This is a genomic window from Streptomyces sp. NPDC002886 (assembly GCF_042888445.1).
GTDB lineage: Bacteria > Actinomycetota > Actinomycetes > Streptomycetales > Streptomycetaceae > Streptomyces.
The window spans coordinates 627,237-650,416 of sequence record NZ_JBIAPV010000003.1 but is presented as its reverse complement, the minus strand read 5'-3'; the positions used below and the strand labels follow the sequence as shown (position 1 = coordinate 650,416).

The following is a 23,180-nucleotide window of genomic DNA, read 5'->3' as shown; positions in this document are numbered from 1 at the left end:
ACGCGTCGCCATCCACGATCCCGGGAGAAGCGCCGAAGTGCCCACGCGCCACGACATCCGTAACGTCGCCATCGTCGCCCACGTCGACCATGGCAAGACGACCATCGTCGATGCCATGCTCAAGCAGGCCGGTGCCTTCGCCGCCCACCAGCACCTCGACGACCGCATGATGGACTCGAACGACCTGGAGCGTGAGAAGGGCATCACGATCCTCGCCAAGAACACGGCGGTGAAGTACCACCCCAAGGACGGCGGGGCGCCCATCACGATCAACATCATCGACACCCCCGGCCACGCCGACTTCGGTGGTGAGGTCGAGCGCGGTCTGTCCATGGTGGACGCGGTCGTCCTGCTGGTGGACGCCTCCGAGGGTCCCCTGCCCCAGACCCGCTTCGTCCTGCGCAAGGCCCTGCAGGCGAAGATGCCGGTCATCCTCTGTATCAACAAGACGGACCGCCCGGACTCCCGGATCGACGAGGTCGTCAACGAGACGTACGACCTCTTCCTCGACCTGGACGCCGACGAGGACCAGATCGAATTCCCGATCGTCTACGCCTGTGGCCGTGACGGCGTGGCCTCGCTGACCAAGCCGGAGGACGGCACCGTCCCCGCGGACAGCGACAGCCTGGAGCCCTTCTTCTCCACCATCCTGGCCCACGTCCCGGCCCCGGTGTACGACGACGAGGCGCCCCTCCAGGCCCACGTCACCAACCTGGACGCGGACAACTTCCTCGGCCGCATCGCGCTGGTGCGCGTCGAGCAGGGCGAGCTCCGCAAGGGTCAGACCGTCGCGTGGATCAAGCGTGACGGCACCATCTCCAACGTCCGCATCACCGAGCTGATGATGACCGAGGCGCTCACCCGCAAGCCGGCCGAGGTGGCGGGCCCGGGTGACATCTGCGCGGTCGCCGGTTTCCCCGACATCATGATCGGCGAGACCCTGGCCGACCCGGAGAACCCGATCGCGCTCCCGCTGATCTCGGTCGACGAGCCGGCGATCTCCATGACCATCGGTACGAACACCTCCCCGATGGTCGGCCGCGGCGGCAGCGGCAAGGGCGCGGACGCCAAGTCCGCGGTCAAGGACCGCAAGGTCACCGCCCGCCAGGTCAAGGACCGTCTGGACCGCGAGCTGGTCGGTAACGTCTCGCTCCGCGTCCTCGACACCGAGCGTCCCGACGCCTGGGAGGTCCAGGGCCGTGGTGAGCTCGCGCTCGCCATCCTGGTCGAGCAGATGCGCCGCGAGGGCTTCGAGCTGACCATCGGCAAGCCGCAGGTGGTCACGCAGGTCATCGACGGCAAGGTGCACGAGCCGGTCGAGCGCATGACGGTCGACGTCCCCGAGGAGCACATGGGCGCGGTCACGCAGCTCATGGGCGTCCGCAAGGGCCGCATGGACAACATGTCGAACCACGGCTCCGGCTGGGTCCGCATGGAGTTCGTCGTCCCGTCCCGCGGCCTCATCGGCTTCCGTACCGAGTTCCTGACCGGTACGCGCGGCACGGGCATCGCCCACTCGATCCACGAGGGCCTCGAGCCGTGGTTCGGCCCGCTGGTGACCCGTAACAACGGTTCGCTGGTCGCCGACCGCTCCGGTTCGGTCACGCCGTTCGCGATGATCAACCTGCAGGAGCGCGGCGTCCTGTTCACCGAGCCCGGCACCGAGGTGTACGAGGGCATGATCGTCGGCGAGAACTCCCGCGCCGACGACATGGACGTGAACATCACCAAGGAGAAGAAGCTCACCAACATGCGTGCGGCTTCGGCGGACAACACCGAGAACGTGGTGCCCCCGCGCAGGCTCTCCCTGGAGCAGTCCCTGGAGTTCTGCCGCGACGACGAATGCGTCGAGGTGACCCCGGAGGCCGTCCGCATCCGCAAGGTCGTCCTGGACCAGAAGGACCGCTCGCGCACCGCTTCGCGCGCCAAGTCCGGCAAGTAGTCGCCTGGGACCTAGGTCACACTTGGGTCCTGCCCGGCGTCGACTCAAGTGAACAGCCCCCTCCGTCACGTTCACCGTGACGGAGGGGGCTGTTCGCTTTTGTCAAGCGGATTATTTCGGTCCGGTGTCCGCATACCGACCGTGACACTCCGGAAGAAGAGCTAACAGTCCGTTTCGTTCATGTCTGTCTCCTATCCGTTTGTCCGGATTTCGGGTTTTAGCCGTAGTGCGATGTTGTGAAAACGAGACCACTTAAGTGTGGTTTACGGTCAGGACGTCCTCGAGGATGGCTCCATTGAGCTCGGGTCAATGGGTCACACGCTGTGGGGAGCGTCGACTCACGAGCACACTCGGGGCACCGGTCCTATCGCCGTCAGGGGTGTCGGCGAAACACACCTGTGTCCTTCACATCAGACAGTGGACTCATGAGGAGGAAACCCATGCGCGGTGCCAAGAGCGCCAAGTGGGTAGCGGGCGCGATTGTCGTCGCCCTGGCAGCGACTGCCTGTGGCGGCGGAGATGGCGACAACGCCGGCGCCAAGGGTGAGGTTGACCCGAACGGCATCTACTCGATCGAGGTCGGCGAGCCGGAGAAGCTTCTCCAGCCGGCCGACACGATGGAGTCCAACGGCTCGATCGCGATGTCGGGCCTGTTCGCCCAGCTCGTCGACTACGACGCCGACGGCAAGATCGTCAACGTGAACGCCGAGTCGGTCACGAGCACGGACAGCAAGCTGTGGACCGTCAAGCTGAAGCCGGGCTGGACCTTCCACGACGGCACCAAGGTGACCGCCGAGTCCTACGTCAAGGCGTGGAACTGGGCCGCGAACATCAACAACAAGCAGGGCAACGCGTCCTGGTTCGCCGACATCAAGGGCTTCGAAGCCCTGCACCCCGAGGCGGAGGGCGCCAAGCCCACCGGTGACGCCCTCGAGGGTCTGAAGATCGTCGACGAGAACACCTTCACCATCGAGCTCGCCAACGCGGTGCCGTACTTCGCGTACAAGCTCGGCTACGAGGTCTTCTCCCCGCTGCCCGCCTCGTTCTACGCGGACCCCGCGGCCGCCGGTGAGAAGCCGATCGGCAACGGCCCGTACAAGTTCAAGTCGTGGGAGCACAAGAAGCAGATCGAGCTCACGCGCTTCGACGACTACAAGGGCGCGGACAAGGCGAAGAACGGCGGTGTGATTCTCAAGAACTACACCACCCTCGAAACCGCCTACGAGGACCTGAAGTCGGGCAACGTCGACGTCCTGCGTCAGATCAGCCCGAAGGACCTCCCGGTCTACCGTGCCGACCTCGGTGACCGCGCCGTGGACCAGGCGTACTCCGCCGTCCAGACGCTGGCCATCGCGTACTACGCCGACCAGTGGAAGACCCCGAAGAAGGTCGACCCGAAGGTCATCCAGGGTCTGTCGATGGCGATCGACCGCGACACCATCACCAAGACCGTGCTCCAGGGCACCCGCGAGCCGGCGACCGGCTGGGTCGCCAAGGGCGTCCTCGGCTACACGCCGACCGGCTCCGGTGACGTCACCAAGTTCGACCCGGCGAAGGCCAAGGCCCTCATCGCCGAGGGCGGCGGCGTTCCGAACAACGAGATCTTCATCCAGTTCAACTCGGATGGCGGTCACAAGGAATGGGTCGAGGCCGTCTGCGGCAGCATCACCCAGGCCACCGGCGTCAAGTGCACCGGTGACGCCAAGCCGGACTTCCAGGCCGACCTCCAGGCCCGCAAGTCCAAGCAGGTCAAGTCGATCTACCGCTCCGGCTGGGTCCTCGACTACCCGGTGAACGCCAACTTCATCAGCGACCTGTTCCGTACGGGCGCCGGCGGCAACCAGGGTGGCTTCACCAGCCCCGAGCTCGACGCCAAGATCGCCGCGGCCGACAGCGCCGCGACGCTCGACGAGTCCGTGAAGGCCTACCAGGCCATCGAGAAGGACCTCGTCAACTACATGCCTTCCATCCCGCTCTGGTACTACAAGGTCAACGCGGGCTACTCCGAGAAGGTCCAGAACGTGAAGTACGCCCAGGACGGCGACCCGATCCTCGACCAGGTCGAGGTCAAGAAGAAGTAAGTCCTACCGCGTAATTCCTTTCGACGGATGTGGGCCGGCGGGGAGCCGGCCCACATCCGGGCCTACATGCAGCGCCCGGGGGGCCCTTTCGCGACGCAGTGACGGAACCGTCACGCGCGTGCGTGGCGAAAGGGCCCGTCCGGCTGCGCCTGCCGCATCTTCTACGGAGGCATGATGGGGCGCTATGTCGCACGACGACTGCTCCAGATGATCCCGGTCTTCTTCGGGACGACCCTGCTCATCTTTTTGATGGTGTACAGCCTGCCCGGCGACCCCGTGGCCGGACTCTTCGGGGACAAGGGCACCGACCCCGCAACGCTGGCCGCCCTGCGTCACCAGCACGGTCTGGACCTGCCGCTGTGGCACCAGTACTACAACTACATAACCGGCATCCTGTTCCACTTCGACTTCGGGTCCCAGATCCGCAGTGGGCGTGAGATCACCGAGGTCGTCGGGGCCGCCTTCCCGGTCACCCTGCGCCTGGCCTTCCTGGCCTTCGCGATCGAGATCGTCCTGGGCCTGGCCCTCGGCATCGTGGCCGGCCTCAAGGCCGGCAAGTGGGCCGACAACCTGATCCTGATCCTCACGCTGCTGATCATCTCGATGCCGGTCTTCGTCCTCGGCTTCATCGTCAAGTCGGTGTTCGCCTTCCAGCTGGGCTGGATCGAGCCGAACGTCAGCAACGACGAGACCTGGGGTGAACTGGTCGCGCCGGCCATCGTGCTGGGCTCGCTCTCGCTCGCCTACGTGGCCCGCCTGACCCGCACCTCGATGGCCGAGAACCTGCGCGCCGACTACGTCCGCACCGCCGTCGCCAAGGGCCTGCCCAAGCGTCGCGTCATCGGTGTGCACCTCATGCGCAACTCGATGATCCCCGTCGTCACGTTCCTCGGCACCGACATCGGCGCCCTGATGGGCGGTGCCCTCGTCACCGAAGGCATCTTCAACGTCCACGGCGTCGGCGGTCTGATCTACGAATCGGTCGTCCGCCGCGAGGGCCAGACCGTGGTCGGTGTCGTCACCGTCCTCGTCGTGATCTACCTGATAGCCAGCCTGCTCGTCGACCTCCTCTACGCGGTCATGGACCCGAGGATCCGGTATGCCTGATCTGACCAAGACCGACATCGTGGCGGCCGAGACCTCCGCGGCGCCCGGCGCCCCGGTGGAGCCGGTGAAGGCCGAGAAGGCCCGCAGCCTCTGGGGCGACGCCTGGGCCGACCTGCGTCGCAACCCGTACTTCGTCGTCTCCTCCGGGCTGATCTTCGTACTCCTCGTGATCGCCGCCTTCCCGGGCTGGTTCACCAGCATCGACCCCACCAAGGGCGACCTGGTCCACCACTTCCTCGGCAAGCCGGAACTGAGCAAGGTCGGCTCTCCCGAGTGGCTCGGCTGGGACGGCCAGGGACGCAGCGTCTACGCGCGCCTCATCTACGGCACCCGCGCCTCGGTCATCGTCGCGATCTCCGTGACCGCGATCGTCACCGTGCTCGGCGGCATCACCGGAATGATCGCCGGCTACTTCGGCGGCATCACCGACGCGATCATGTCGCGCGTCACCGACATCTTCTTCGGCATCCCGTTCCTGCTCGGCGCGATGGTCGTCCTCCAGGCCTTCACCGACCGCACCGTGTGGACGGTCGTCTTCGCCCTGGCCTTCCTCGGCTGGACGCAGATCAACCGCGTCATGCGCGGCGCGGTCATCACCGTGAAGCAGGCGGACTACGTACACGCCGCCAAGGCCCTGGGAGCCGGCACCACCCGGATCCTGTTCCGGCACATCCTGCCGAACGCCATGGCCCCGGTGATCGTGGTCTCCACGATCGCGCTCGGTGGTTACATCGCGGCGGAGGCCACCCTGTCCTACCTGGGTCTCGGCCTCGCCTCCCCGACCATCTCGTGGGGCGTGGACATCTCCGCCGGTGCTTCGCAGATCCGAGTGGCCCAGCACATCCTGCTGTACCCCTCGATCATGCTCAGCATCACCGTCCTCGCCTTCATCATGCTCGGCGAAGCGGTCCGCAACGCCCTCGACCCCAAGCTGCGCTGAGGAGGGCGTAAGTGATCACCATGGACAACACCTCCAGCCTTCCCTCCCCGCGTGACGGGGACCCGCAGACGCCGCTCCTCGAAGTGCGCGACCTGCACGTCGAGTTCCACACCCGCGACGGTGTGGCCAAGGCAGTCAACGGCGTCAACTACTCGGTGAGCGCCGGCGAGACCCTCGCCGTCCTCGGCGAGTCCGGCTCCGGCAAGTCCGTGACGGCCCAGGCCATCATGGGCATCCTCGACATGCCCCCCGGCAAGATCCCGCAGGGCGAGATCCTCTTCCGCGGCCAGGACATGCTCAAGATGAGCTTCGAGGAGCGGCGCAAGCTGCGCGGCCGGAAGATCGCCATGATCTTCCAGGACGCCCTGTCCTCCCTGAACCCGGTGCTCACCGTCGGCTACCAGCTGGGCGAGATGTTCCGCGTCCACGAGGGCATGTCGAAGAAGGACGCCCGGCTCAAGGCCATCGAGCTGATGGAGAAGGTCAAGATCCCGGCGGCGAAGGAGCGGGTCGACGACTACCCGCACCACTTCTCCGGCGGTATGCGCCAGCGCATCATGATCGCCATGGCGATCGCGCTGGAGCCCGACCTGATCATCGCGGACGAGCCGACCACCGCTCTGGACGTCACCGTCCAGGCCCAGGTCATGGACCTGCTCGCCGAGCTCCAGCGCGAGCTCAACATGGGCCTGATCCTGATCACCCACGACCTCGGCGTGGTCGCCGACGTCGCGGACAAGATCGCCGTCATGTACGCGGGCCGGATCGTCGAGACCGCTCCGGTCCACGAGATCTACAAGCGCCCGGCGCACCCGTACACCCGGGGCCTGCTGGACTCGATCCCGCGCCTGGACCAGAAGGGCCAGGAGCTCTTCGCGATCAAGGGCCTGCCGCCGAACCTGCTGCGCCTGCCCACCGGTTGCTCGTTCAGCCCGCGCTGCCCCGCCGCGCAGGACATCTGCCGGTCCGAGATCCCCGCCCTGCAGCCCGTCAGCGAGCAGGACGGCAGCGAGCTGGCCGGCCGTCACAGCGCCTGCCACTTCTGGAAGGAGCAGCTCCATGGCTGAGCTCACCAACGCCCCCGCACGGGAGCCGATCCTCCAGGTCCGCGGCCTGGTCAAGCACTTCCCGCTGACCCAGGGAATCCTGTTCAAGAAGCAGGTCGGCGCGGTCAAGGCCGTCGACGGGATCTCCTTCGACCTGTACCAGGGCGAGACCCTGGGCATCGTCGGCGAGTCCGGCTGTGGCAAGTCCACCGTCGCCAAGCTGCTGATGAACCTGGAACGCGCCACCGCCGGCGAGGTCTTCTACAAGGGCCAGGACATCACCAAGCTGTCCGGTCGCGCCCTGAAGGCCGTCCGCCGCAACATCCAGATGGTGTTCCAGGACCCGTACACCTCGCTGAACCCGCGCATGACGGTCGGCGACATCATCGGCGAGACCTACGACATCCACCCCGAGGTGGCCCCCAAGGGCGACCGGCGCCGCAAGGTGCAGGAACTCCTCGACGTCGTCGGCCTGAACCCGGAGTACATCAACCGGTACCCGCACCAGTTCTCCGGCGGCCAGCGCCAGCGCATCGGCATCGCCCGCGGCCTCGCGCTCAACCCGGAGATCATCATCTGCGACGAGCCGGTCTCCGCGCTCGACGTATCGGTGCAGGCCCAGGTCATCAACCTGATGGAGAAGCTGCAGGAGGAGTTCAACCTCTCCTACATCTTCATCGCGCACGACCTGTCGATCGTCCGGCACATCTCGGACCGCGTCGGCGTCATGTACCTCGGCAAGATGGCCGAGATCGGCACCGACGAGCAGATCTACGAGCACCCGACCCACCCGTACACCCAGGCGCTGCTCTCCGCGGTGCCGGTGCCGGACCCGGCCGCCCGCGAGGGCCGCGAGCGGATCATCCTCACCGGTGACGTCCCCTCGCCGGCCAACCCGCCGTCGGGCTGCCGCTTCCGCACCCGCTGCTGGAAGGCCGAGGAGAAGTGCTCCGTGGAGGAGCCGCTGCTCGCCATCCCGGAGCGCTTCAAGGGCTCCAAGTCGCTGGCCGCGCACGACTCGGCCTGCCACTTCGCGGAGGAGAAGGCCGTCCTGGCCGTCTGACCTCCCCGAAGGCACACAGCGACACAGCGACACAGCGACACCACGGGCGCCCGTCACCGGATCCTTTCCGGCGGCGGGCGCCTTGGCATCGGCGCACCCCGGCGTTCGCGCGCCGTGCGCCCCCGCCGGGCTGACGGAGCCCCGACGGCCCGCATGGTCTGATGGCCCGCATGCTCACCGTACGGCCCGCCGGGCCCTCAGACGCCGGGGACATCTGCGGGCTCCTCAACGCCATCGACCGCATCGAGATCGGCCGCCCCGAAACCGACCTCGGCGCGGTGGAGGCCGATCTGCACCACCCCGACGTGGACCTGGAGGCGGACTCCTTCCTCGCCTTCGAGAGCGGCCGCCTCCTCGGCTACGCCCTGGTGTGGGCGGACTCCGGCCCCGGCCGGGCCGACTGCCACTTCCGGGTCCTGCCGGGGCGCAGCGCGGCCGCCGTCCGGCTGCTGGAGCGGGTGGAGGCCAGGGCCCGCGAACTCACCGCCGGAGCCCCGCACGCCTACCTGTGGCTCTCGCCCAGCGGGGGGCGCACCCTCGACCCCGACCTGCTCCCCGGCCGCGGCTACCGCACGGTGCGCAGCTTCCGGGTGCTGACCCGCGCGCTGGGACCCGCCGACACGCCCCCGGAGCCGCCCGCCGGGCTCGTCCTTCGCCCCTGCGACGGCGACGAGAGCGAGCGCCGGCGCGCGCACGCACTGATCGAGGAGACCTTCGCGGAGCACTTCGGGCACGTGGAGCGCCCGTACGAGCCGTGGCTGGACCAGATCGACGGCCGCGGCCTGGACTGGTCGCTGGTGTGGATCGCGAGCCTGCCCGTACTGGGCGACGTAGGGGTACTGCTCACCCGCGACGACCGCACCAGCATGGGCTGGCTCAGCTACCTCGGCGTACGCGCGCAGGCCCGCGGCCGGGGCGTCGGAGCCTTCCTGCTGCGCCACTGCTTCGCCGCCTACGCCGCCCGGGGCCGCGCGACACTGGGCCTCGACGTGGACGCCGCCAACGCGAGCGGAGCGCTGCGGCTGTACGAGGCGCACGGCATGACCACGCACCACACGGTGGCCACCTGGGAGCTGACGCTTCGACGGTCCGCTTTGCACTCGCAGGGGTGACAGGCGGGGGGCGCGAGGGTGCAATCGGTCCAACCAGGAGTGTGCGGGACCCCACATAGGGTGACATTGGGCCCTAAGTGAGTCTTGGGATCCATGAGGAGGCACTCCATGCGCGGAGCCACCCACGCCAAGTGGGCCGCATGTGCGGCGGCCGTCGCCCTCGCGGCGACCGCCTGCGGCGGCGGAAGCGACAGCGGCGGAGGCGGCGCGGACGGCATCGTCAGCTCCTCGTGGGGAGACCCGCAGAACCCGCTGGAGCCCGCCAACACCAACGAGGTGCAGGGCGGCAAGGTCCTCGACATGATCTTCCGGGGGCTCAAGCGGTACGACCCCGAGACCGGCGAGGCGAAGAACTTCCTCGCCGAGAAGATCGAGACCACCGACAGCCAGAACTTCACGATCACGCTGAAGGACGGCTGGAAGTTCAGCAACGACGAGCCGGTCACCGCGCAGTCCTTCGTGGACGCCTGGAACTACGGCGCGGACGTCACCAAGAAGCAGAACAACTCGCCCTTCTTCTCCGACATCGTCGGCTACGCGGACGTCCACCCGGAGAAGGGCGACCCCAAGTCCAAGACCATGTCCGGCCTGGTCGTCAAGGACCCCAAGACCTTCACGGTCGCCCTCAAGGAGAAGTTCTCCACCTGGCCCGAGACCCTCGGCTACCAGGCGTTCTCGCCCCTGCCCAAGGCCTTCTTCACGGACCACGACGCCTGGCTGAAGAAGCCCGTCGGCAACGGCCCGTACACGGTGGACTCGTACACCAAGGGCACCGGCATGAAGCTGCGCACGTGGGACGCCTACCCGGGCGAGGACAAGGCGGTCAACGGCGGAGTGGACCTGAAGGTCTACACCGACAACAACACCGCCTACACCGACCTGATCTCCGGCAACCTCGACCTGGTCGACGACGTCCCGGCGCAGCAGCTGAAGAACGTCGCGAACGACCTCGGCGACCGCTACATCAACCAGCCGGCCCTCATCATCCAGACCCTCACCTTCCCGCTGTACGACCCGCAGTGGAGCAAGGAGGGCATGGACAAGGTCCGCCGGGGCATCTCGATGGCGATCAACCGCGACGAGATCACCAAGCAGATCTTCCGCGAGACCCGCACCCCGGCCAAGGACTGGACCTCCCCGGCCCTCGGCGACAAGGGCGGTTTCTCCGCCACCGCCTGCGGCGAGGCCTGCTCCTTCAACCCCACCGAGGCCAAGAAGCTCATCCAGGAGGCCGGCGGCCTGCCCGGCGGCAAGGTCTCGCTGACCTCCAACGTGGACACCGGCTCGCACCGCGAGTGGATGGACGCCGTCTGCAACAGCATCAACAACGCGCTCGGCGAGGGCCCGGTCTGCACGGTCAACCCGATCGGCACCTTCGCCGACTTCCGCAACCAGCAGAGCAGCTTCAAGCTGACGGGCCCGTTCCGCTCCGGCTGGCAGGCCGACTACCCCCTGATCCAGAACTTCCTGGAGCCGCTCTACTACACCGGCGCGTCCTCCAACTACGGGAAGTTCAGCAACCCGGAGTTCGACAAGCTCGTCGACGCGGCGAACCGCGAGAGCGACGCCGCCAAGGCGACCGGCCTCTTCAAGGACGCCGAGAAGATCCTCGCCGAGCAGATGCCGTCGATCCCGCTCTGGTACCAGAACGGCAGCGCGGGCTACGGGGAGCGCGTCTCGGACGTGAAGCTCAACCAGTTCAGCGTCCCGGTGTACGACCAGATCAAGGTCAGCTGACCCTTCAGACGGATCGAACCTGGAGCAGTCCATGGGACGTTATGTGATCCGGCGACTGCTCCAGATGATCCCCGTGTTCATCGGCAGCACGTTCCTGATCTTCTTCATGGTGTACGCGCTCGGTGACCCGGTCGCCGCCCTCTTCGGCGACAAGGCCCCCGACCCCGCCACCGCCGCGCGCATCCGCAAGGACCTCTACCTCGACCAGCCCCTGTGGAAGCAGTACCTGCACTACATGGGCCAGATCTTCCAGGGCGACTTCGGCACCGCCTTCAACGGCCAGAAGGTCACCGAACTCATGGCCTCGGCCTTCCCGGTGACCCTGCGCCTGACCATCGTCGCCATCGCCATCGAGATCGTCGTCGGCATCACCCTCGGCGTGATCAGCGGCCTCAAGCGCGGCAAGTCCATCGACAGCGGCGTGCTGGTGCTCACCCTCGTCGTCATCTCGGTGCCCACCTTCGTGACCGGCTACCTCCTCCAGTTCGTCTTCGGCGTCAAATGGGGCTGGGTGCGCCCCACCGTCTCCCCGGACGCCCCCTTCAGCGAACTGATCCTGCCCGGCATCGTCCTCGCGCTGGTCTCCCTCGCCTACGTCACCCGGCTGACCCGGACCTCCATCGCCGAGAACGTCAAGGCCGACTACGTCCGCACCGCCGTGGCCAAGGGCCTGCCCCGCCGCCGGGTCATCACCCGCCACCTGCTGCGCAACTCGCTGATCCCCGTGGTCACCTTCATCGGCACCGACATCGGCGCCCTGATGGGCGGAGCGATCGTCACCGAGCGGATCTTCAACATCCACGGGGTCGGCTACCAGCTCTACCAGGGCATCCTGCGCAACAACTCCCCGACGGTGGTCGGCTTCGTGACCATCCTCGTGATCGTCTTCCTGCTGGCGAACCTGCTCGTCGACCTGCTCTACGCGGTCCTGGACCCGAGGATCCGTTATGCCTGAGCCCGATCCCGAGCGCGCCGCCTACGATCCGCTGGCACCCGGCCCCCACGAGTCCATCGCCCCCACCGGACAAGGGGGCGCCATGGATCTCGCCCTGGAGGAGGGGGAGTCCCTGGAGAAGGAGCTCGGGGGAGGCCCGGCGGGCCCCGCGGGGGCCCAGGAGAAGCCCCGCTCCCTGTGGTCCGACGCCTGGCACCAGCTGCGCCGCAACCCCGTCTTCCTCGTCTCCACGCTGCTGATCCTCTTCCTCGTGGTCATCTCCATCTGGCCCCAGCTCATCGCGAGCGGCGACCCGCTCCAGTGCGACCTGTCCAAATCGCAGCAGGGCTCCTCGCCGGGACACCCCTTCGGCTACGACACCCAGGGCTGCGACGTGTACACCCGTACCGTCTACGGGGCCCGCGCCTCCATCACCGTCGGCATCTGCGCCACCCTCGGCGCGGCCCTCCTCGGCTCCGCCCTCGGCGGGCTCGCCGGATTCTTCGGGGGCTGGGGCGACGCGCTGCTCTCCCGGGTCGCCGACATCTTCTTCGGCATCCCGGTGGTCCTCGGCGGCCTGGTCTTCCTGTCCGTGGTCACCAGCACCACCGTCTGGCCCGTCGTCGGCTTCATCGTGCTGCTCGGCTGGCCCCAGCTGGCCCGCATCGCCCGCGGCTCGGTCATCACCGCCAAACAGAACGACTACGTCCAGGCCGCGCGGGCGCTCGGCGCCGGCAACGGCCGGATGCTGCTGCGGCACGTGGCGCCCAACGCCATCGCGCCCGTCATCGTCGTCGCCACCATCGCGCTCGGCACCTACATCGCCCTGGAAGCCACCCTGTCCTTCCTCGGCGTCGGCCTGCGGCCGCCCACGGTCTCCTGGGGCATCGACATCTCCAACGCCGCCTCCCAGATCCGCAACGCCCCGCACATGCTGCTCTACCCGGCGGGCGCGCTCAGCATCACCGTGCTCGCGTTCATCATGCTCGGCGACGCGGTGCGCGACGCCCTCGACCCCAAGCTGCGCTGAGGAGCCCCGCACATGCTGCTCGAAGTGCGCGATCTGCACGTGGAATTCAAGACGCGGGACGGCGTCGCCAAGGCCGTCAACGGGGTCAACTACTCCGTGGCCGAGGGCGAGACGCTCGCCGTGCTCGGCGAGTCCGGCTCCGGCAAGTCGGTCACCGCCCAGGCCGTCATGGGCATCCTCGACATGCCGCCGGGCCGCATCGCGGGCGGCGAGATCCTCTTCAAGGGCAAAGACCTGCTGAAGATGAAGGAGGAGGAGCGCAGGAAGGTCCGCGGCGCCGAGATGGCCATGATCTTCCAGGACGCCCTGTCCTCCCTCAACCCGGTCCTGAGCGTCGGCGCGCAGCTCGGCGAGATGTACGAGGTCCACCGCGGGATGTCCCGCAAGGACGCCCGGAACAAGGCCGTCGAGCTGATGGACCGGGTGAAGATCCCGGCGGCCCGGGAGCGGGTGGGGGACTACCCGCACCAGTTCTCCGGCGGCATGCGCCAGCGCATCATGATCGCGATGGCGATGGCCCTGGAACCCTCGCTCATCATCGCGGACGAGCCGACCACCGCCCTGGACGTCACCGTCCAGGCCCAGGTCATGGACCTGCTCGCCGAGCTCCAGCGCGAGCTCAACATGGGCCTGATCCTGATCACCCACGACCTCGGCGTGGTCGCCGACGTGGCCGACAAGATCGCCGTCATGTACGCCGGCCGGATCGTCGAGGCCGCGCCCGTCCACGAGATCTACCGGAATCCCGCCCACCCCTACACCCGGGGCCTGCTGGACTCCATCCCGCGCCTGGACCAGAAGGGCCAGGAGCTGTACGCCATCAAGGGCCTGCCGCCCAACCTGCTCGCCATCCCGCCCGGCTGCGCGTTCAACCCGCGCTGCCCGATGGCCCAGGCCGTCTGCCGCACCGACGTACCGCCGCTGGCCGAGGTCGGACCCGACCGCGCCAGTGCGTGCTTCTTCTGGAAGGAGTGCCTCGGTGGCTGAGTCCATCCTCGTGGTGGAGGACCTGGTCAAGCACTACCCGCTGACCCAGGGCATCCTCTTCAAGAAGCAGGTCGGCGCCGTCAAGGCCGTCGACGGGGTCTCCTTCGACCTGCGGGCCGGCGAAACCCTCGGCATCGTCGGGGAGTCGGGCTGCGGCAAGTCCACCGTCGCCAAGATGCTGGTCAACCTGGAACGCCCGACGGCGGGCTCGATCACGTACAAGGGCGAGGACCTCGCCAAGCTGTCCGCCAAGGGCCTCAAGGCCGCGCGCCGCAACATCCAGATGGTGTTCCAGGACCCGTACACCTCGCTGAACCCGCGCATGACGGTCGGCGACATCATCGGCGAGCCGTACGAGATCCACCCCGAGGTGGCCCCCAAGGGCGACCGGCGCCGCAAGGTGCAGGAACTCCTGGACGTGGTCGGCCTGAACCCGGAGTACATCAACCGGTACCCGCACCAGTTCTCCGGCGGCCAGCGCCAGCGCATCGGCATCGCCCGCGGCCTCGCCCTCCAGCCCGAGATCATCGTCGCCGACGAGCCCGTCTCCGCCCTCGACGTCTCCGTCCAGGCTCAGGTGGTCAACCTCCTGGAGCGCCTCCAGGACGAGTTCGACCTCTCCTACGTGTTCATCGCGCACGACCTCTCGATCGTCCGGCACATCTCCGACCGGGTCGGCGTCATGTACCTGGGCCGGATCGTCGAGATCGGCACCGACACCCAGATCTACGACCACCCCACCCACCCGTACACCCAGGCACTGCTCTCCGCGGTGCCGGTCCCCGACCCGTCGGCGCGCGCGGGCCGCGAGCGGATCATCCTCTCCGGCGACGTGCCCTCCCCGGCCAACCCGCCGTCGGGCTGCCGCTTCCGCACCCGCTGCTGGAAGGCCGAGGCGCGCTGCGCCTCGGAGGTCCCGCTCCTGGAGATCCCGGCCTTCCTCCCGGGCGGCCCGACGGCCCATCCCTCGGCGTGCCATTTCGCATCCGAGCGGGTCGTCCCGCCGCCTTCGGGGCCGTCCTCGGCCCCGCCTTCGGACCCGCCCTCGGACCCGCCTTCGGGGCCGCTGACCAAGGAGTGAGCCAAGGGCCCCCGGGACCGCTCATTTCTCGCCACAGCTGTGAACGGCACTCCGCATCCCGGTAACTCGGTTTACACGCAGGCAACTTGACCGTTTCTGTCCCGAGATCTGGGCCGGGCAGCCTGGATTCGTGCGGCCGTGCGGGTGCCGACAGCCGGCCGGGGAGGCACACAGCTGCCCCGGCCGGCACTTCTGTGACCCCGGGCGTGCGCGGCGTGCGCCCCTCGTGCTGCCGGAATCGATCGATGTGGCGGTACGGATAGTTATGATCCGTAGCGCACGGTGGGTATGACTCTGCCGAGCACCGAGTTGCGAGTACGCGAACCCGATGTCCGCTCGACGTGGAGGTGAAACGCCGTGGCACTATCGATCTCGGCCGTGGTGCTGCTGGCAGTCGTCGTCTTCCTGTTGGTCCGGCGTTCGGGCCTGAAGGCGGGTCACGCAGTGGTCTGTGTACTGCTCGGCTTCTATCTGGCGAGCTCGACCGTGGCTCCGACGCTCTCCCAGCTGACCAGCAACGTGGCGAGCATGATCAGCGGCCTCAAGTTCTAGCGGGGCCCCGGTTCGGGGGACGGAGCCGCCGTTTCTCGTAGGGTGACCCCCATGAACGGTCTTCCCGCCCGTCGGCTCCTGCTCGTGCACGCGCACCCGGACGACGAGTCGATCAACAACGGCGTCACCATGGCCAAGTACGCGGCCGAGGGCGTCCATGTCGCGTTGGTGACCTGCACCCTCGGCGAGGAGGGCGAGGTCATCCCGCCCGGCCTCGCCCACCTGACGGCCGATCGCGACGACACCCTCGGCGCCCACCGCGTCGGCGAACTCGCCGAGGCCATGAAGGAACTGGGCGTCACCGACCACCGCTTCCTCGGCGGCCCCGGCCGCTTCCGGGACTCCGGGATGATGGGCGCCGAACAGAACCGCCGGCCCGGCGCCTTCTGGTCGGCCGACGTGGACGAGGCGGCGGGGTACCTCGTGGAGGTGATCCGCGAACTGCGCCCCCAGGTCCTCGTCACCTACGACCCGGACGGCGGCTACGGCCACCCCGACCACATCCAGGCCCACCGCGTGGCCACCCGCGCCGCCGAACTGGCCGCGGAGCCCACGTACCGCCGGGACCTCGGGGCGGCGCACGCCATCCAGAAGCTCTACTGGAACCGCGTACCGCGCACGGTCGTCGAGGAGGGCTTCGCCCGGCTGCGCGAGGCCGGGGGCGAGGTGCCCTTCCCGGCGCCCGCCGCGCCGGACGACGTACCGGGTGTGGTGGCCGACCAGCGGATCACCGCCGAGATCGGCGGGGACGAGGCCGCCGAGCAGGCGTTCGTGGCCGCGAAGACGGCGGCGATGCGCGCCCACGCCACCCAGATCGCGGTGGACGGGCCCTTCTTCGCGCTCTCCAACGACCTCGCGCAGCCGCTGTTCACCCACGAGTACTACGAGTTGGCCGCCGGCCGGCCGGGCGTCCCGGCGGGCGAGCGCGAGCGCGACCTCTTCGCGGGGGTACGGGCGTGACCGGGGCGGCGGCCCTCGGGAACGGGGCGCGGATCGCCGTCCTGCTGGGCCTGTTGGCGGCCGGGGTGCTCACCGGCGCGGCCGGCTGGCTCGTGGTCGACCTGTGGTTCCCCGGCGGACTGGCGCTCGCACTCCTCGCGCTCTTCGGCCTGTTCCTCGGCTCCCGGCTCGCGCTGGGCACCGGCATCGGCGTGGGAGCGGCGACGGCCGGCTGGTTCCTCTCCTACGTGCTCCTCGGTGTGCCCCGGCCTGAAGGGGACTTCCTGCTTGGTTCGTCCGGAATCGGCATGTACGTCTACCTTTTGGGTGGAGTCGTACTCGCTGTGATGTGCGCCACGATGAACCTCCCGGGGGACCGGCCGCTTTCGGCCGCCGGGAAGGCCAAGTGACGCGGCGTCGGCCGCGCCCGACGCCTTGACGAGCGGCTCGGCCGGTGCGTGCGCGCGCCCCCGGCAACCGGGCGACAGGTGCTCAGAAGGGGTACGGAGGGGGCGCGCAGGAGCTCAAGGGGAACCCTTCGTTCCCGGCGGCCGGGTGCACGCGGGCGGTGGCCAGTATGGTGGACCGGCCGCCGAGCTGCCCGCGCACGCTATGACGGGCGGCGGAGCCGATCGGGAGAACCTGCCTTGAGCCGTGAAACTGACAGTCCGCCCGCCGGGCCCAACGGGCGCGGCGAAGCCGCCCACCCCTCAGGTGGGCCGCCGTACGGATCAGGCCAGTATCCGACCACGACAGTGCCCCCCGGTCCGGGTCCGGGCACGGCGACCATCCCGGAGGAGAGTTCAGTGACCGCACCGCCCGCGAAGCCGTCCACACCCGATTCCGACGGGCCGAAGACGGAGACCCAGCTGACGACCCGGATCCGGATCAACATCCCGGGTTCGCGGCCGATTCCGCCCGTGGTCGTACGCCAGACCATGCCCGAAGCCGAGGCGACCGCGCCCGAGCCCGCGGCGGCCCCGCCGGCCGCCCCCGAACCGAGTACGGGCGAGGAGACGGCCAGCAACTGGTTCGCTCCGCGCAAGGCGGCCCCCGCGCCCGCCCCGGCCCCCGCGCCCGCCCCGCAGCAGGCTCAGGCCCCGGCGCGCGGCCCGGCTCCCGCCCAGCCCGGCGGCCCGCGCTTCGACGGGCCCGCGCAGCAGGGCTTCGCCCAGGGCCCGGCCGGTCCGCGCTCCGGCGCGCCGATGGGCCCCGGCCCCGGTGCGCCGATGGGCCCCGGTCCGGGCGCGCCCATGGGCCCCCGCCCGGGTGGTCCCGGGCCCGCTCCGGCCCAGCCCGGCGGCCCGCGCTTCGACGGGCCCGCGCAGCAGGGCTTCGCCCAAGACCCGGCCGGTCCGCGCCCCGGCGCGCCGATGGGCCCCGGCCCCGGTGGCCCCGGCGTCGGCACCGGGCCGGGCGCCGGTTACCCCGCGCCGCCCGCCGGACCCGGTGGTCCCCGTACGGGTGCGCAGGGCCCCGGCCCCGGTCCCGCCGGGCCGCCGCCCGGCGCCGGAGCCGCGTACGGCCCCGGCTCCGGTCCCGTCGCCCAGGCCCTGGGCACCCCCGTGCCGCCGGCTCCCGCCTGGCCCGGCACCGGCCCGGGCCGCGTCCCGGACGGACCGACGGGCGGGCCCGCGCTGGGCTCCGTACCCGGGGGGCAGGAACCGAGCTGGCCCGGCCCCGAGCTGGACTCCACCGGACAGCTTCCGCACGTGCCCGCCCCGGCGCCCGCGAACAAGGCCAGGCCGCAGGCTCCCGCGCCCGCCCCGGCCCGGCCCGCCAAGAAGGGCCGCAACAAGCTGGTCCTCGTCGGCGGAGCCCTCTTCGGGCTGATCGGCGTGGCCTACGGAGCCGGGCTGCTCCTGAACCACTCCGACGTCCCCAAGGGCACCACCGTGCTCGGCGTCGAGATCAGCGGTACCCGCGACGAGGCCGTCGCCAAGCTCCAGACGTCCTTCGGCAACCGCGCCGCCGCCCCGCTCAAGCTCACCGTCGGCGGCAAGGAGGTCGAGCTGAAGCCGGAGAAGGCCGGCCTGAGCCTGGACAGCCAGACCACCGTCCGCAACGCGGCGGGCAGCGACTACAACCCCGTCACGGTCATCGGCTCCCTGTTCGGCAGCGTGCGCGAGGCCGAGGCGGTCATGCCCACCGACGAGGAGAAGCTGCGGGTCGCCCTCCAGGAGCTGGCCGGCACCGCCGGCTCCGTGACCGAGGGCACCATCACCTTCGACACGGGCAAGGCCGTCGCCGTGCCCGGCAAGGCCGGTTCCACGCTCGACGTGGACGGCTCCGTCACCATGGTGACCAAGGCCTTCCACGACATGGTCGCCAGCGGCAAGTCCGACCCCGTCGTCCTCCCGGTCGCCACCAAGGACCCGGTCGTCGACAAGGCCGAACTGGACCGGGCCATGAAGGAGTTCGCCCAGCCCGCGATGTCGGCCCCGGTCCTCGTCAAGGCCGGCGGCAAGTCCATCCCGCTCGGCGCCAAGTCCCTGCCGAAGATCCTGAGCATGCAGGCCGTGGACGGCCACCTCGTCGAGAAGTACGACCTGGAAGCCCTCAAGACGGCCTACGGGAACACCTTCGACGGAGTCCTCATCATGCGCGGCACCGGCCAGAAGACCGCCGTCACCCCGCAGGACGTCGTCGGAGTCCTGGGCAAGGCCCTCCGCGGCAAGACCACCGCCGAACGCACCGCGGTCATCGAAACCAACCCGAGCTGACCCGCACAGCCCGCGAACCGGAGCCCCTCCCCGAACCCGGGCGAGGGGCTCCGGGCTTGCCCTCCTCAGCCGCCCGGCGCTGGAGCCCCAGGGGCTCCGGGTGCAGCCAGGCACTCCTTCCAGCCGTCCGGCGCTGGAGAACCGGGGTCCTGGGCGGAGCCCCAGGGGGTCCGGGCGCAGCCCGGCACTCCTCCAGCCGTCCGGCGCTGGAGAACCGGGGTCTGGGGCGGAGCCCCAGGGGGTCCGGGCGCAGCCCGGTACCCCGCTCTCCAGCCGGTCCGGCGTTTGAGGACCGGGGTCCGGGCAGCGCCCGGGGAACGGTGGAAGGGCGGGTAGGGGAACTCCGGCCCCGCGCAGCGGCAAGGGTCGCAGCAGGGGACTTCGCCCCGCGCAGCGGCACACTCGCAGCCGGGCCGACGGCCTAGTTCAGCAGGGACCGCGCGGCCAGCGCCTCGGCACGAATCCGCACCGCCGACGGCGGATCGATCACGTCCACGACCACCGCGTAGGACTCCATCTCCGCCGCCCCCGCCGCGAACTCCCCCCGCTCCACGAGCAGCTTCGCCCGCTCGTACCGCAACGCCGCCGGATGCGAGGGCAGCAGCAGCGCCAGGTCCAGCGCCCACAGCGCCACCCCCGAGTGCTCGGGCCGCGTCGATGCCCAGGCCCGGATGTTGTTCAGGATCCGCAGGACGATGTCCATCGTGCGCGCCGCGGTCCGCGGCCCCGCCGCCAGCTCCGCCGGACCCGCGCCCAGCGAGGCGCCCCCCGCGAAGGGGTCGACGACCACGCCCTCCTCCGGATCCCCGAAGCCCACCACGAAGTGCCCCGGCAGAGCCAGCCCGTACACCGGAGCACCGGCCCGCCGGGCGACCTCCAGCCACACCACGGACAGCAGGATCGGCAGCCCACGCCGCCGCCGCAGCACCTCGTGCAGCAGCGAGGACGAGAGCCGGTCGTAGTCGGCCGGGGTGCCGTGGAAACCCATCCGCCCGCCGAGCAGTTCGGACACCGCCGAGGCCCACGCGCGAGCGCCCCGCAGCCCGTACGGCAGCATGCCCGCCAGCCGGTCCAGCTCGATCTGCGCCCAGTCCATGGCCCGTTCGTCGAGCTCCGGGTCCCCCTCCGCGGCCAGCAGCAGGCACAGCGTGGCCAGGTCGGGCCGCTCCGCCCGCGCCTCGGCGGCGAACCGCTCGCGCCAGGGCGAGGTCACAGGGCCGCCCGGCGGTAGTGGTGGTACGTGTGGTGCGTCCCGAAGCCCATGCGCCCGTACAGCCCCAGGGCCCCGGCGTTGTCGCTCTCCACCTGGAGCCACGCGGCCGACGCGCCCTCCTCCAGCGCGCGCCGCGCCAGCGCCGCCATCACGGCCGAGGCGAGGCCGCGGCGCCGGTGCTCCGGGTCGACCTCGACGGCCGCGAACCCGGCCCACCGGCCGTCCACCACGAGCCGACCGATCGCCCGGCCGGGTACCGTCGCGAACCACACCGAGGGCCCGGCCGTCAGGACGCGGCGCGCGGTCTCCGGGTCCTTGACCCGTCCGTAGCGGGAGAGCCAGTCCTCGTCCGGAGCACGGGTCAGCCGTACGCCCGCGACCACGGCGTCGTCCACGTCCAGGTCCGCCACCGCCGCCAGCCCGCCGACCTGGACCTGCGCCGACACCTCGCGGACCCAGCCCCGGTCCTCCAGGCCCGCGCACAGCGACTCCTGCGTGCCGGCGGCCCCCGTGGAGGTCTGGAGGTAGGCCGGAAGACCCCGCCGCGCGTACCAGGCCGTCACTCGCTCGAGTGCATCGTCCAGCGGAACCCCGGGATCGCCGAGCGGCAGTACGGAGTTGGCCCGGCGGGTGAATCCGCCGGCCGCGCGCAGCGTCCACTCGCCCAGCGGCTCGCTCTCCAGCGGCACCCAGGCCCGTGCGCAGACCCGCGCGAGCTCCTCGAAGGAGGCCGCGGGCCCCCTGCGGCGGGCCGGCGCGGCCGGTACGACCTTGCCCGCCACCAGCGATGATTCCGCGATGCGGACGGACTCGCCGGTCTTTCGTGTGATCGTCACCACACCGTCGTTCCAGGATGTGAGAACCCCTACGGTGTCCGTGAAACAGGGGGCCCCGGTCGAGCCGCCCTCCACCCGTCGCACAGAGACTCGTTTACCCACGTCAGCGGGTGTAATCCGGATCTCCAGCCGTCCACCGGCAGTGATTTCCACAGCTCTGTCCGCCCCTCCTGTTCGGATCGTGCCCGGGAACGGAGATACTAGAGCCGGGCATCGACGACGCCGCGCTCCCGCGCGATATGGAAAGCCCTTATGAGGAGGAACGAGAGCGTGACCTACGTCATCGCGGAGCCTTGTGTCGACGTCAAAGACAAGGCATGCATCGAAGAGTGCCCCGTCGACTGCATCTACGAGGGCCAGCGGTCCTTGTACATCCACCCGGACGAGTGCGTCGACTGTGGTGCGTGTGAGCCGGTCTGCCCGGTCGAGGCCATCTTCTACGAGGACGACACTCCGGAGGAGTGGAAGGACTACTACAAGGCGAACGTCGAGTTCTTCGACGAGCTCGGTTCGCCCGGTGGTGCCTCCAAGCTCGGCCTGATCGAGCGCGACCACCCCTTCGTCGCAGCGCTGCCCGCCGGCATCAACGGCGAGCACTGACCTCTCAGGCAGGAGCGCCCCTCGGTCCCGTACGGCTCTCAGCCGCACGGGACCGAGGTGTTTCGACCCTTTCGACAGCACAACGAAGACCTCCTGGAAAGCACGTAATGCCCGGAAAGCGAGAGCACAGCGTGGCCGCAGTCTCAGCCCGTCTCCCCGTCTTCCCCTGGGACAAGCTGGAGCCGTACAAGGCGACGGCGGCGGCCCACCCGGACGGCATCGTCGACCTCTCCGTCGGCACCCCCGTCGACCCGGTGCCGGAGCTGATCCGGCGCGCCCTGATCGAGGCCGCGGACTCCCCGGGCTATCCGACGGTGTGGGGCACTCCCGCCCTGCGCGACGCGATCACCGGATGGGTGCGCGGCCGCCTCGGCGCGAGCGACGCCGGGCACCGCAACGTCCTGCCGGTCGTCGGCTCCAAGGAACTGGTGGCCTGGCTGCCCACCCAGCTGGGCCTCGGCGCCGGCGACCAGGTGGCGTACCCCCGGCTCGCCTACCCGACGTACGAGGTCGGCGCGCGGCTGTGCGGCGCCGAGCCGGTGGTCTACGACGACCCCACGACCGATCTCGACCCGGCCCGCGTGAAGCTGCTGTGGCTCAACTCCCCGTCCAACCCGACCGGCAGGGTCCTCCCCAAGGAGGAGCTCGCGGCGATCGTGGCCTGGGCGCGCGAGCACGGGATCCTGATCTTCAGCGACGAGTGCTACCTGGAACTGGGCTGGGAGGCCGAGCCCGTCTCCGTCCTGCACGACGAGGTCTGCGGAGGCTCCTACGAGGGCATCGTCGCCGTCCACTCGCTCTCCAAGCGGTCCAACCTGGCCGGCTACCGGGCGGCCTTCGTCGCCGGTGACGCCGACGTCCTGGGCGAGCTGCTCCAGATCCGCAAGCACGGCGGCATGATGACCCCGGCGCCCGTGCAGGCGGCCACGGTCGCGGCCCTGGGCGACGACGCGCACGTCGAGGAGCAGCGGGTGCGCTACGCGGCCCGCCGCGCGGCGCTGCGCACGGCCCTGGAGGCCCACGGCTTCCGCGTCGAGCACAGCGAGGCCAGCCTCTACCTGTGGGTGACCCGCGACGAGCCCTGCTGGGACACCGTCGCCCACCTGGCCGGCCTGGGCATCCTGGTCGCGCCGGGCGACTTCTACGGCGAGGCGGGCGCGCGCTTCGTCCGCGTCGCCTTCACGGCCACGGACGAGCGCGTCGAGGCGGCGGTCAAGCGGCTGGCGCCGTAGCCGCAGGACACGCCCGAGGGGCCCG

The 23,180-nt window shown here is 69.9% G+C and carries 20 protein-coding genes; 18 read left to right on the top strand and 2 right to left on the bottom strand.

What is annotated here, in order from left to right:
* Window positions 1–37: 37 nt before the first annotated feature.
* From typA to ACFYYB_RS15115, 16 genes are all read left to right on the top strand, one after another.
* Window positions 38–1,942 (top strand): translational GTPase TypA, encoded by a 1,905-nt coding sequence (gene typA, locus ACFYYB_RS15190; RefSeq protein WP_327304774.1) that lies wholly within the window; start codon window positions 38–40, stop codon window positions 1,940–1,942.
* A 440-nt stretch (window positions 1,943–2,382) separates the two neighbouring features.
* The gene (locus ACFYYB_RS15185; protein WP_389435687.1) at window positions 2,383–4,023 is read left to right on the top strand and encodes an ABC transporter substrate-binding protein; all 1,641 of its coding nucleotides are present in this window, start codon (window positions 2,383–2,385) and stop codon (window positions 4,021–4,023) included.
* A gap of 174 nt (window positions 4,024–4,197) precedes the next feature.
* On the top strand, window positions 4,198–5,130 hold the full coding sequence (locus tag ACFYYB_RS15180) for an ABC transporter permease (RefSeq protein ID WP_389436206.1): 933 nt from the start codon (window positions 4,198–4,200) through the stop codon (window positions 5,128–5,130).
* A complete protein-coding gene (locus ACFYYB_RS15175; protein WP_389435686.1) occupies window positions 5,123–6,070 on the top strand; it encodes an ABC transporter permease in 948 nt (315 codons plus the stop codon). Before ACFYYB_RS15180 ends, ACFYYB_RS15175 begins: the two co-directional genes overlap by 8 nt.
* 20 nt (window positions 6,071–6,090) lie before the next feature.
* Complete coding sequence (locus ACFYYB_RS15170; RefSeq protein WP_385370351.1) at window positions 6,091–7,137, top strand: ABC transporter ATP-binding protein; 1,047 nt, start codon at window positions 6,091–6,093, stop codon at window positions 7,135–7,137.
* Entirely contained in the window at window positions 7,130–8,179 is a 1,050-nt protein-coding gene (locus ACFYYB_RS15165) for an ABC transporter ATP-binding protein (RefSeq protein WP_389435685.1), read from the top strand. Before ACFYYB_RS15170 ends, ACFYYB_RS15165 begins: the two co-directional genes overlap by 8 nt.
* Window positions 8,180–8,349: 170 nt before the next feature.
* The gene (locus ACFYYB_RS15160) at window positions 8,350–9,291 is read left to right on the top strand and encodes a GNAT family N-acetyltransferase (protein ID WP_389435684.1); all 942 of its coding nucleotides are present in this window, start codon (window positions 8,350–8,352) and stop codon (window positions 9,289–9,291) included.
* Window positions 9,292–9,399: 108 nt separating this feature from the next.
* Window positions 9,400–11,028, top strand: coding sequence for an ABC transporter substrate-binding protein (locus ACFYYB_RS15155; RefSeq protein WP_389435683.1), 1,629 nt, complete (start codon window positions 9,400–9,402; stop codon window positions 11,026–11,028).
* Between the two features lie 31 nt (window positions 11,029–11,059).
* A complete protein-coding gene (locus tag ACFYYB_RS15150) occupies window positions 11,060–11,983 on the top strand; it encodes an ABC transporter permease (RefSeq protein ID WP_327304767.1) in 924 nt (307 codons plus the stop codon).
* Window positions 11,976–12,992: an ABC transporter permease gene (locus tag ACFYYB_RS15145; protein WP_389435682.1), complete on the top strand. Its 1,017-nt coding sequence runs from the start codon at window positions 11,976–11,978 to the stop codon at window positions 12,990–12,992. Before ACFYYB_RS15150 ends, ACFYYB_RS15145 begins: the two co-directional genes overlap by 8 nt.
* Window positions 12,993–13,004: 12 nt before the next feature.
* Window positions 13,005–13,979 carry an ABC transporter ATP-binding protein gene (locus ACFYYB_RS15140; protein WP_389435681.1) on the top strand — a complete coding sequence of 325 codons (975 nt, stop codon included), beginning with the start codon at window positions 13,005–13,007 and terminating at the stop codon, window positions 13,977–13,979.
* Window positions 13,972–15,060 (top strand): ABC transporter ATP-binding protein, encoded by a 1,089-nt coding sequence (locus tag ACFYYB_RS15135; RefSeq protein ID WP_389435680.1) that lies wholly within the window; start codon window positions 13,972–13,974, stop codon window positions 15,058–15,060. The genes ACFYYB_RS15140 and ACFYYB_RS15135 overlap by 8 nt, the downstream gene beginning before the upstream one ends.
* A gap of 357 nt (window positions 15,061–15,417) precedes the next feature.
* Window positions 15,418–15,612: a hypothetical protein gene (locus ACFYYB_RS15130; RefSeq protein ID WP_266904827.1), complete on the top strand. Its 195-nt coding sequence runs from the start codon at window positions 15,418–15,420 to the stop codon at window positions 15,610–15,612.
* A gap of 51 nt (window positions 15,613–15,663) precedes the next feature.
* Entirely contained in the window at window positions 15,664–16,572 is a 909-nt protein-coding gene (gene mshB, locus ACFYYB_RS15125) for an N-acetyl-1-D-myo-inositol-2-amino-2-deoxy-alpha-D-glucopyranoside deacetylase (protein WP_389435679.1), read from the top strand.
* Window positions 16,569–16,961 carry a DUF6113 family protein gene (locus ACFYYB_RS15120; RefSeq protein ID WP_389435678.1) on the top strand — a complete coding sequence of 131 codons (393 nt, stop codon included), beginning with the start codon at window positions 16,569–16,571 and terminating at the stop codon, window positions 16,959–16,961. Before mshB ends, ACFYYB_RS15120 begins: the two co-directional genes overlap by 4 nt.
* 396 nt (window positions 16,962–17,357) lie before the next feature.
* Window positions 17,358–19,274, top strand: coding sequence for a hypothetical protein (locus ACFYYB_RS15115; protein WP_389435677.1), 1,917 nt, complete (start codon window positions 17,358–17,360; stop codon window positions 19,272–19,274).
* 421 nt (window positions 19,275–19,695) lie between these two features.
* On the opposite strand, the gene ACFYYB_RS15110 is transcribed toward ACFYYB_RS15115, so the two are convergent.
* Window positions 19,696–20,487, bottom strand: coding sequence for a tetratricopeptide repeat protein (locus tag ACFYYB_RS15110; protein WP_389435676.1), 792 nt, complete (start codon window positions 20,485–20,487; stop codon window positions 19,696–19,698).
* Window positions 20,484–21,476 carry a GNAT family N-acetyltransferase gene (locus ACFYYB_RS15105; protein ID WP_389435675.1) on the bottom strand — a complete coding sequence of 331 codons (993 nt, stop codon included), beginning with the start codon at window positions 21,474–21,476 and terminating at the stop codon, window positions 20,484–20,486. The genes ACFYYB_RS15110 and ACFYYB_RS15105 overlap by 4 nt, the downstream gene beginning before the upstream one ends.
* A gap of 117 nt (window positions 21,477–21,593) precedes the next feature.
* Between ACFYYB_RS15105 and fdxA the strand changes: the two genes are divergently transcribed.
* The gene (gene fdxA / locus ACFYYB_RS15100; protein ID WP_030011906.1) at window positions 21,594–21,923 is read left to right on the top strand and encodes a ferredoxin; all 330 of its coding nucleotides are present in this window, start codon (window positions 21,594–21,596) and stop codon (window positions 21,921–21,923) included.
* A 131-nt stretch (window positions 21,924–22,054) separates the two neighbouring features.
* Window positions 22,055–23,155: a succinyldiaminopimelate transaminase gene (gene dapC, locus ACFYYB_RS15095; protein ID WP_389435674.1), complete on the top strand. Its 1,101-nt coding sequence runs from the start codon at window positions 22,055–22,057 to the stop codon at window positions 23,153–23,155.
* Window positions 23,156–23,180 lie beyond the last annotated feature (25 nt).

Bases quoted from the DNA above. Each gene is read 5' to 3' on its own strand.
- ACFYYB_RS15185 (WP_389435687.1), top strand. From the start codon at position 2,383: ATGCGCGGTGCCAAGAGCGCCAAGTGGGTAGCGGGCGCGATTGTCGTC.
- ACFYYB_RS15180 (WP_389436206.1), top strand. From the start codon at position 4,198: ATGGGGCGCTATGTCGCACGACGACTGCTCCAGATGATCCCGGTCTTC.
- ACFYYB_RS15175 (WP_389435686.1), top strand. From the start codon at position 5,123: ATGCCTGATCTGACCAAGACCGACATCGTGGCGGCCGAGACCTCCGCG.
- ACFYYB_RS15170 (WP_385370351.1), top strand. From the start codon at position 6,091: ATGGACAACACCTCCAGCCTTCCCTCCCCGCGTGACGGGGACCCGCAG.
- ACFYYB_RS15165 (WP_389435685.1), top strand. From the start codon at position 7,130: ATGGCTGAGCTCACCAACGCCCCCGCACGGGAGCCGATCCTCCAGGTC.
- ACFYYB_RS15160 (WP_389435684.1), top strand. From the start codon at position 8,350: ATGCTCACCGTACGGCCCGCCGGGCCCTCAGACGCCGGGGACATCTGC.
- ACFYYB_RS15155 (WP_389435683.1), top strand. From the start codon at position 9,400: ATGCGCGGAGCCACCCACGCCAAGTGGGCCGCATGTGCGGCGGCCGTC.
- ACFYYB_RS15150 (WP_327304767.1), top strand. From the start codon at position 11,060: ATGGGACGTTATGTGATCCGGCGACTGCTCCAGATGATCCCCGTGTTC.
- ACFYYB_RS15145 (WP_389435682.1), top strand. From the start codon at position 11,976: ATGCCTGAGCCCGATCCCGAGCGCGCCGCCTACGATCCGCTGGCACCC.
- ACFYYB_RS15140 (WP_389435681.1), top strand. From the start codon at position 13,005: ATGCTGCTCGAAGTGCGCGATCTGCACGTGGAATTCAAGACGCGGGAC.
- mshB (WP_389435679.1), top strand. From the start codon at position 15,664: ATGAACGGTCTTCCCGCCCGTCGGCTCCTGCTCGTGCACGCGCACCCG.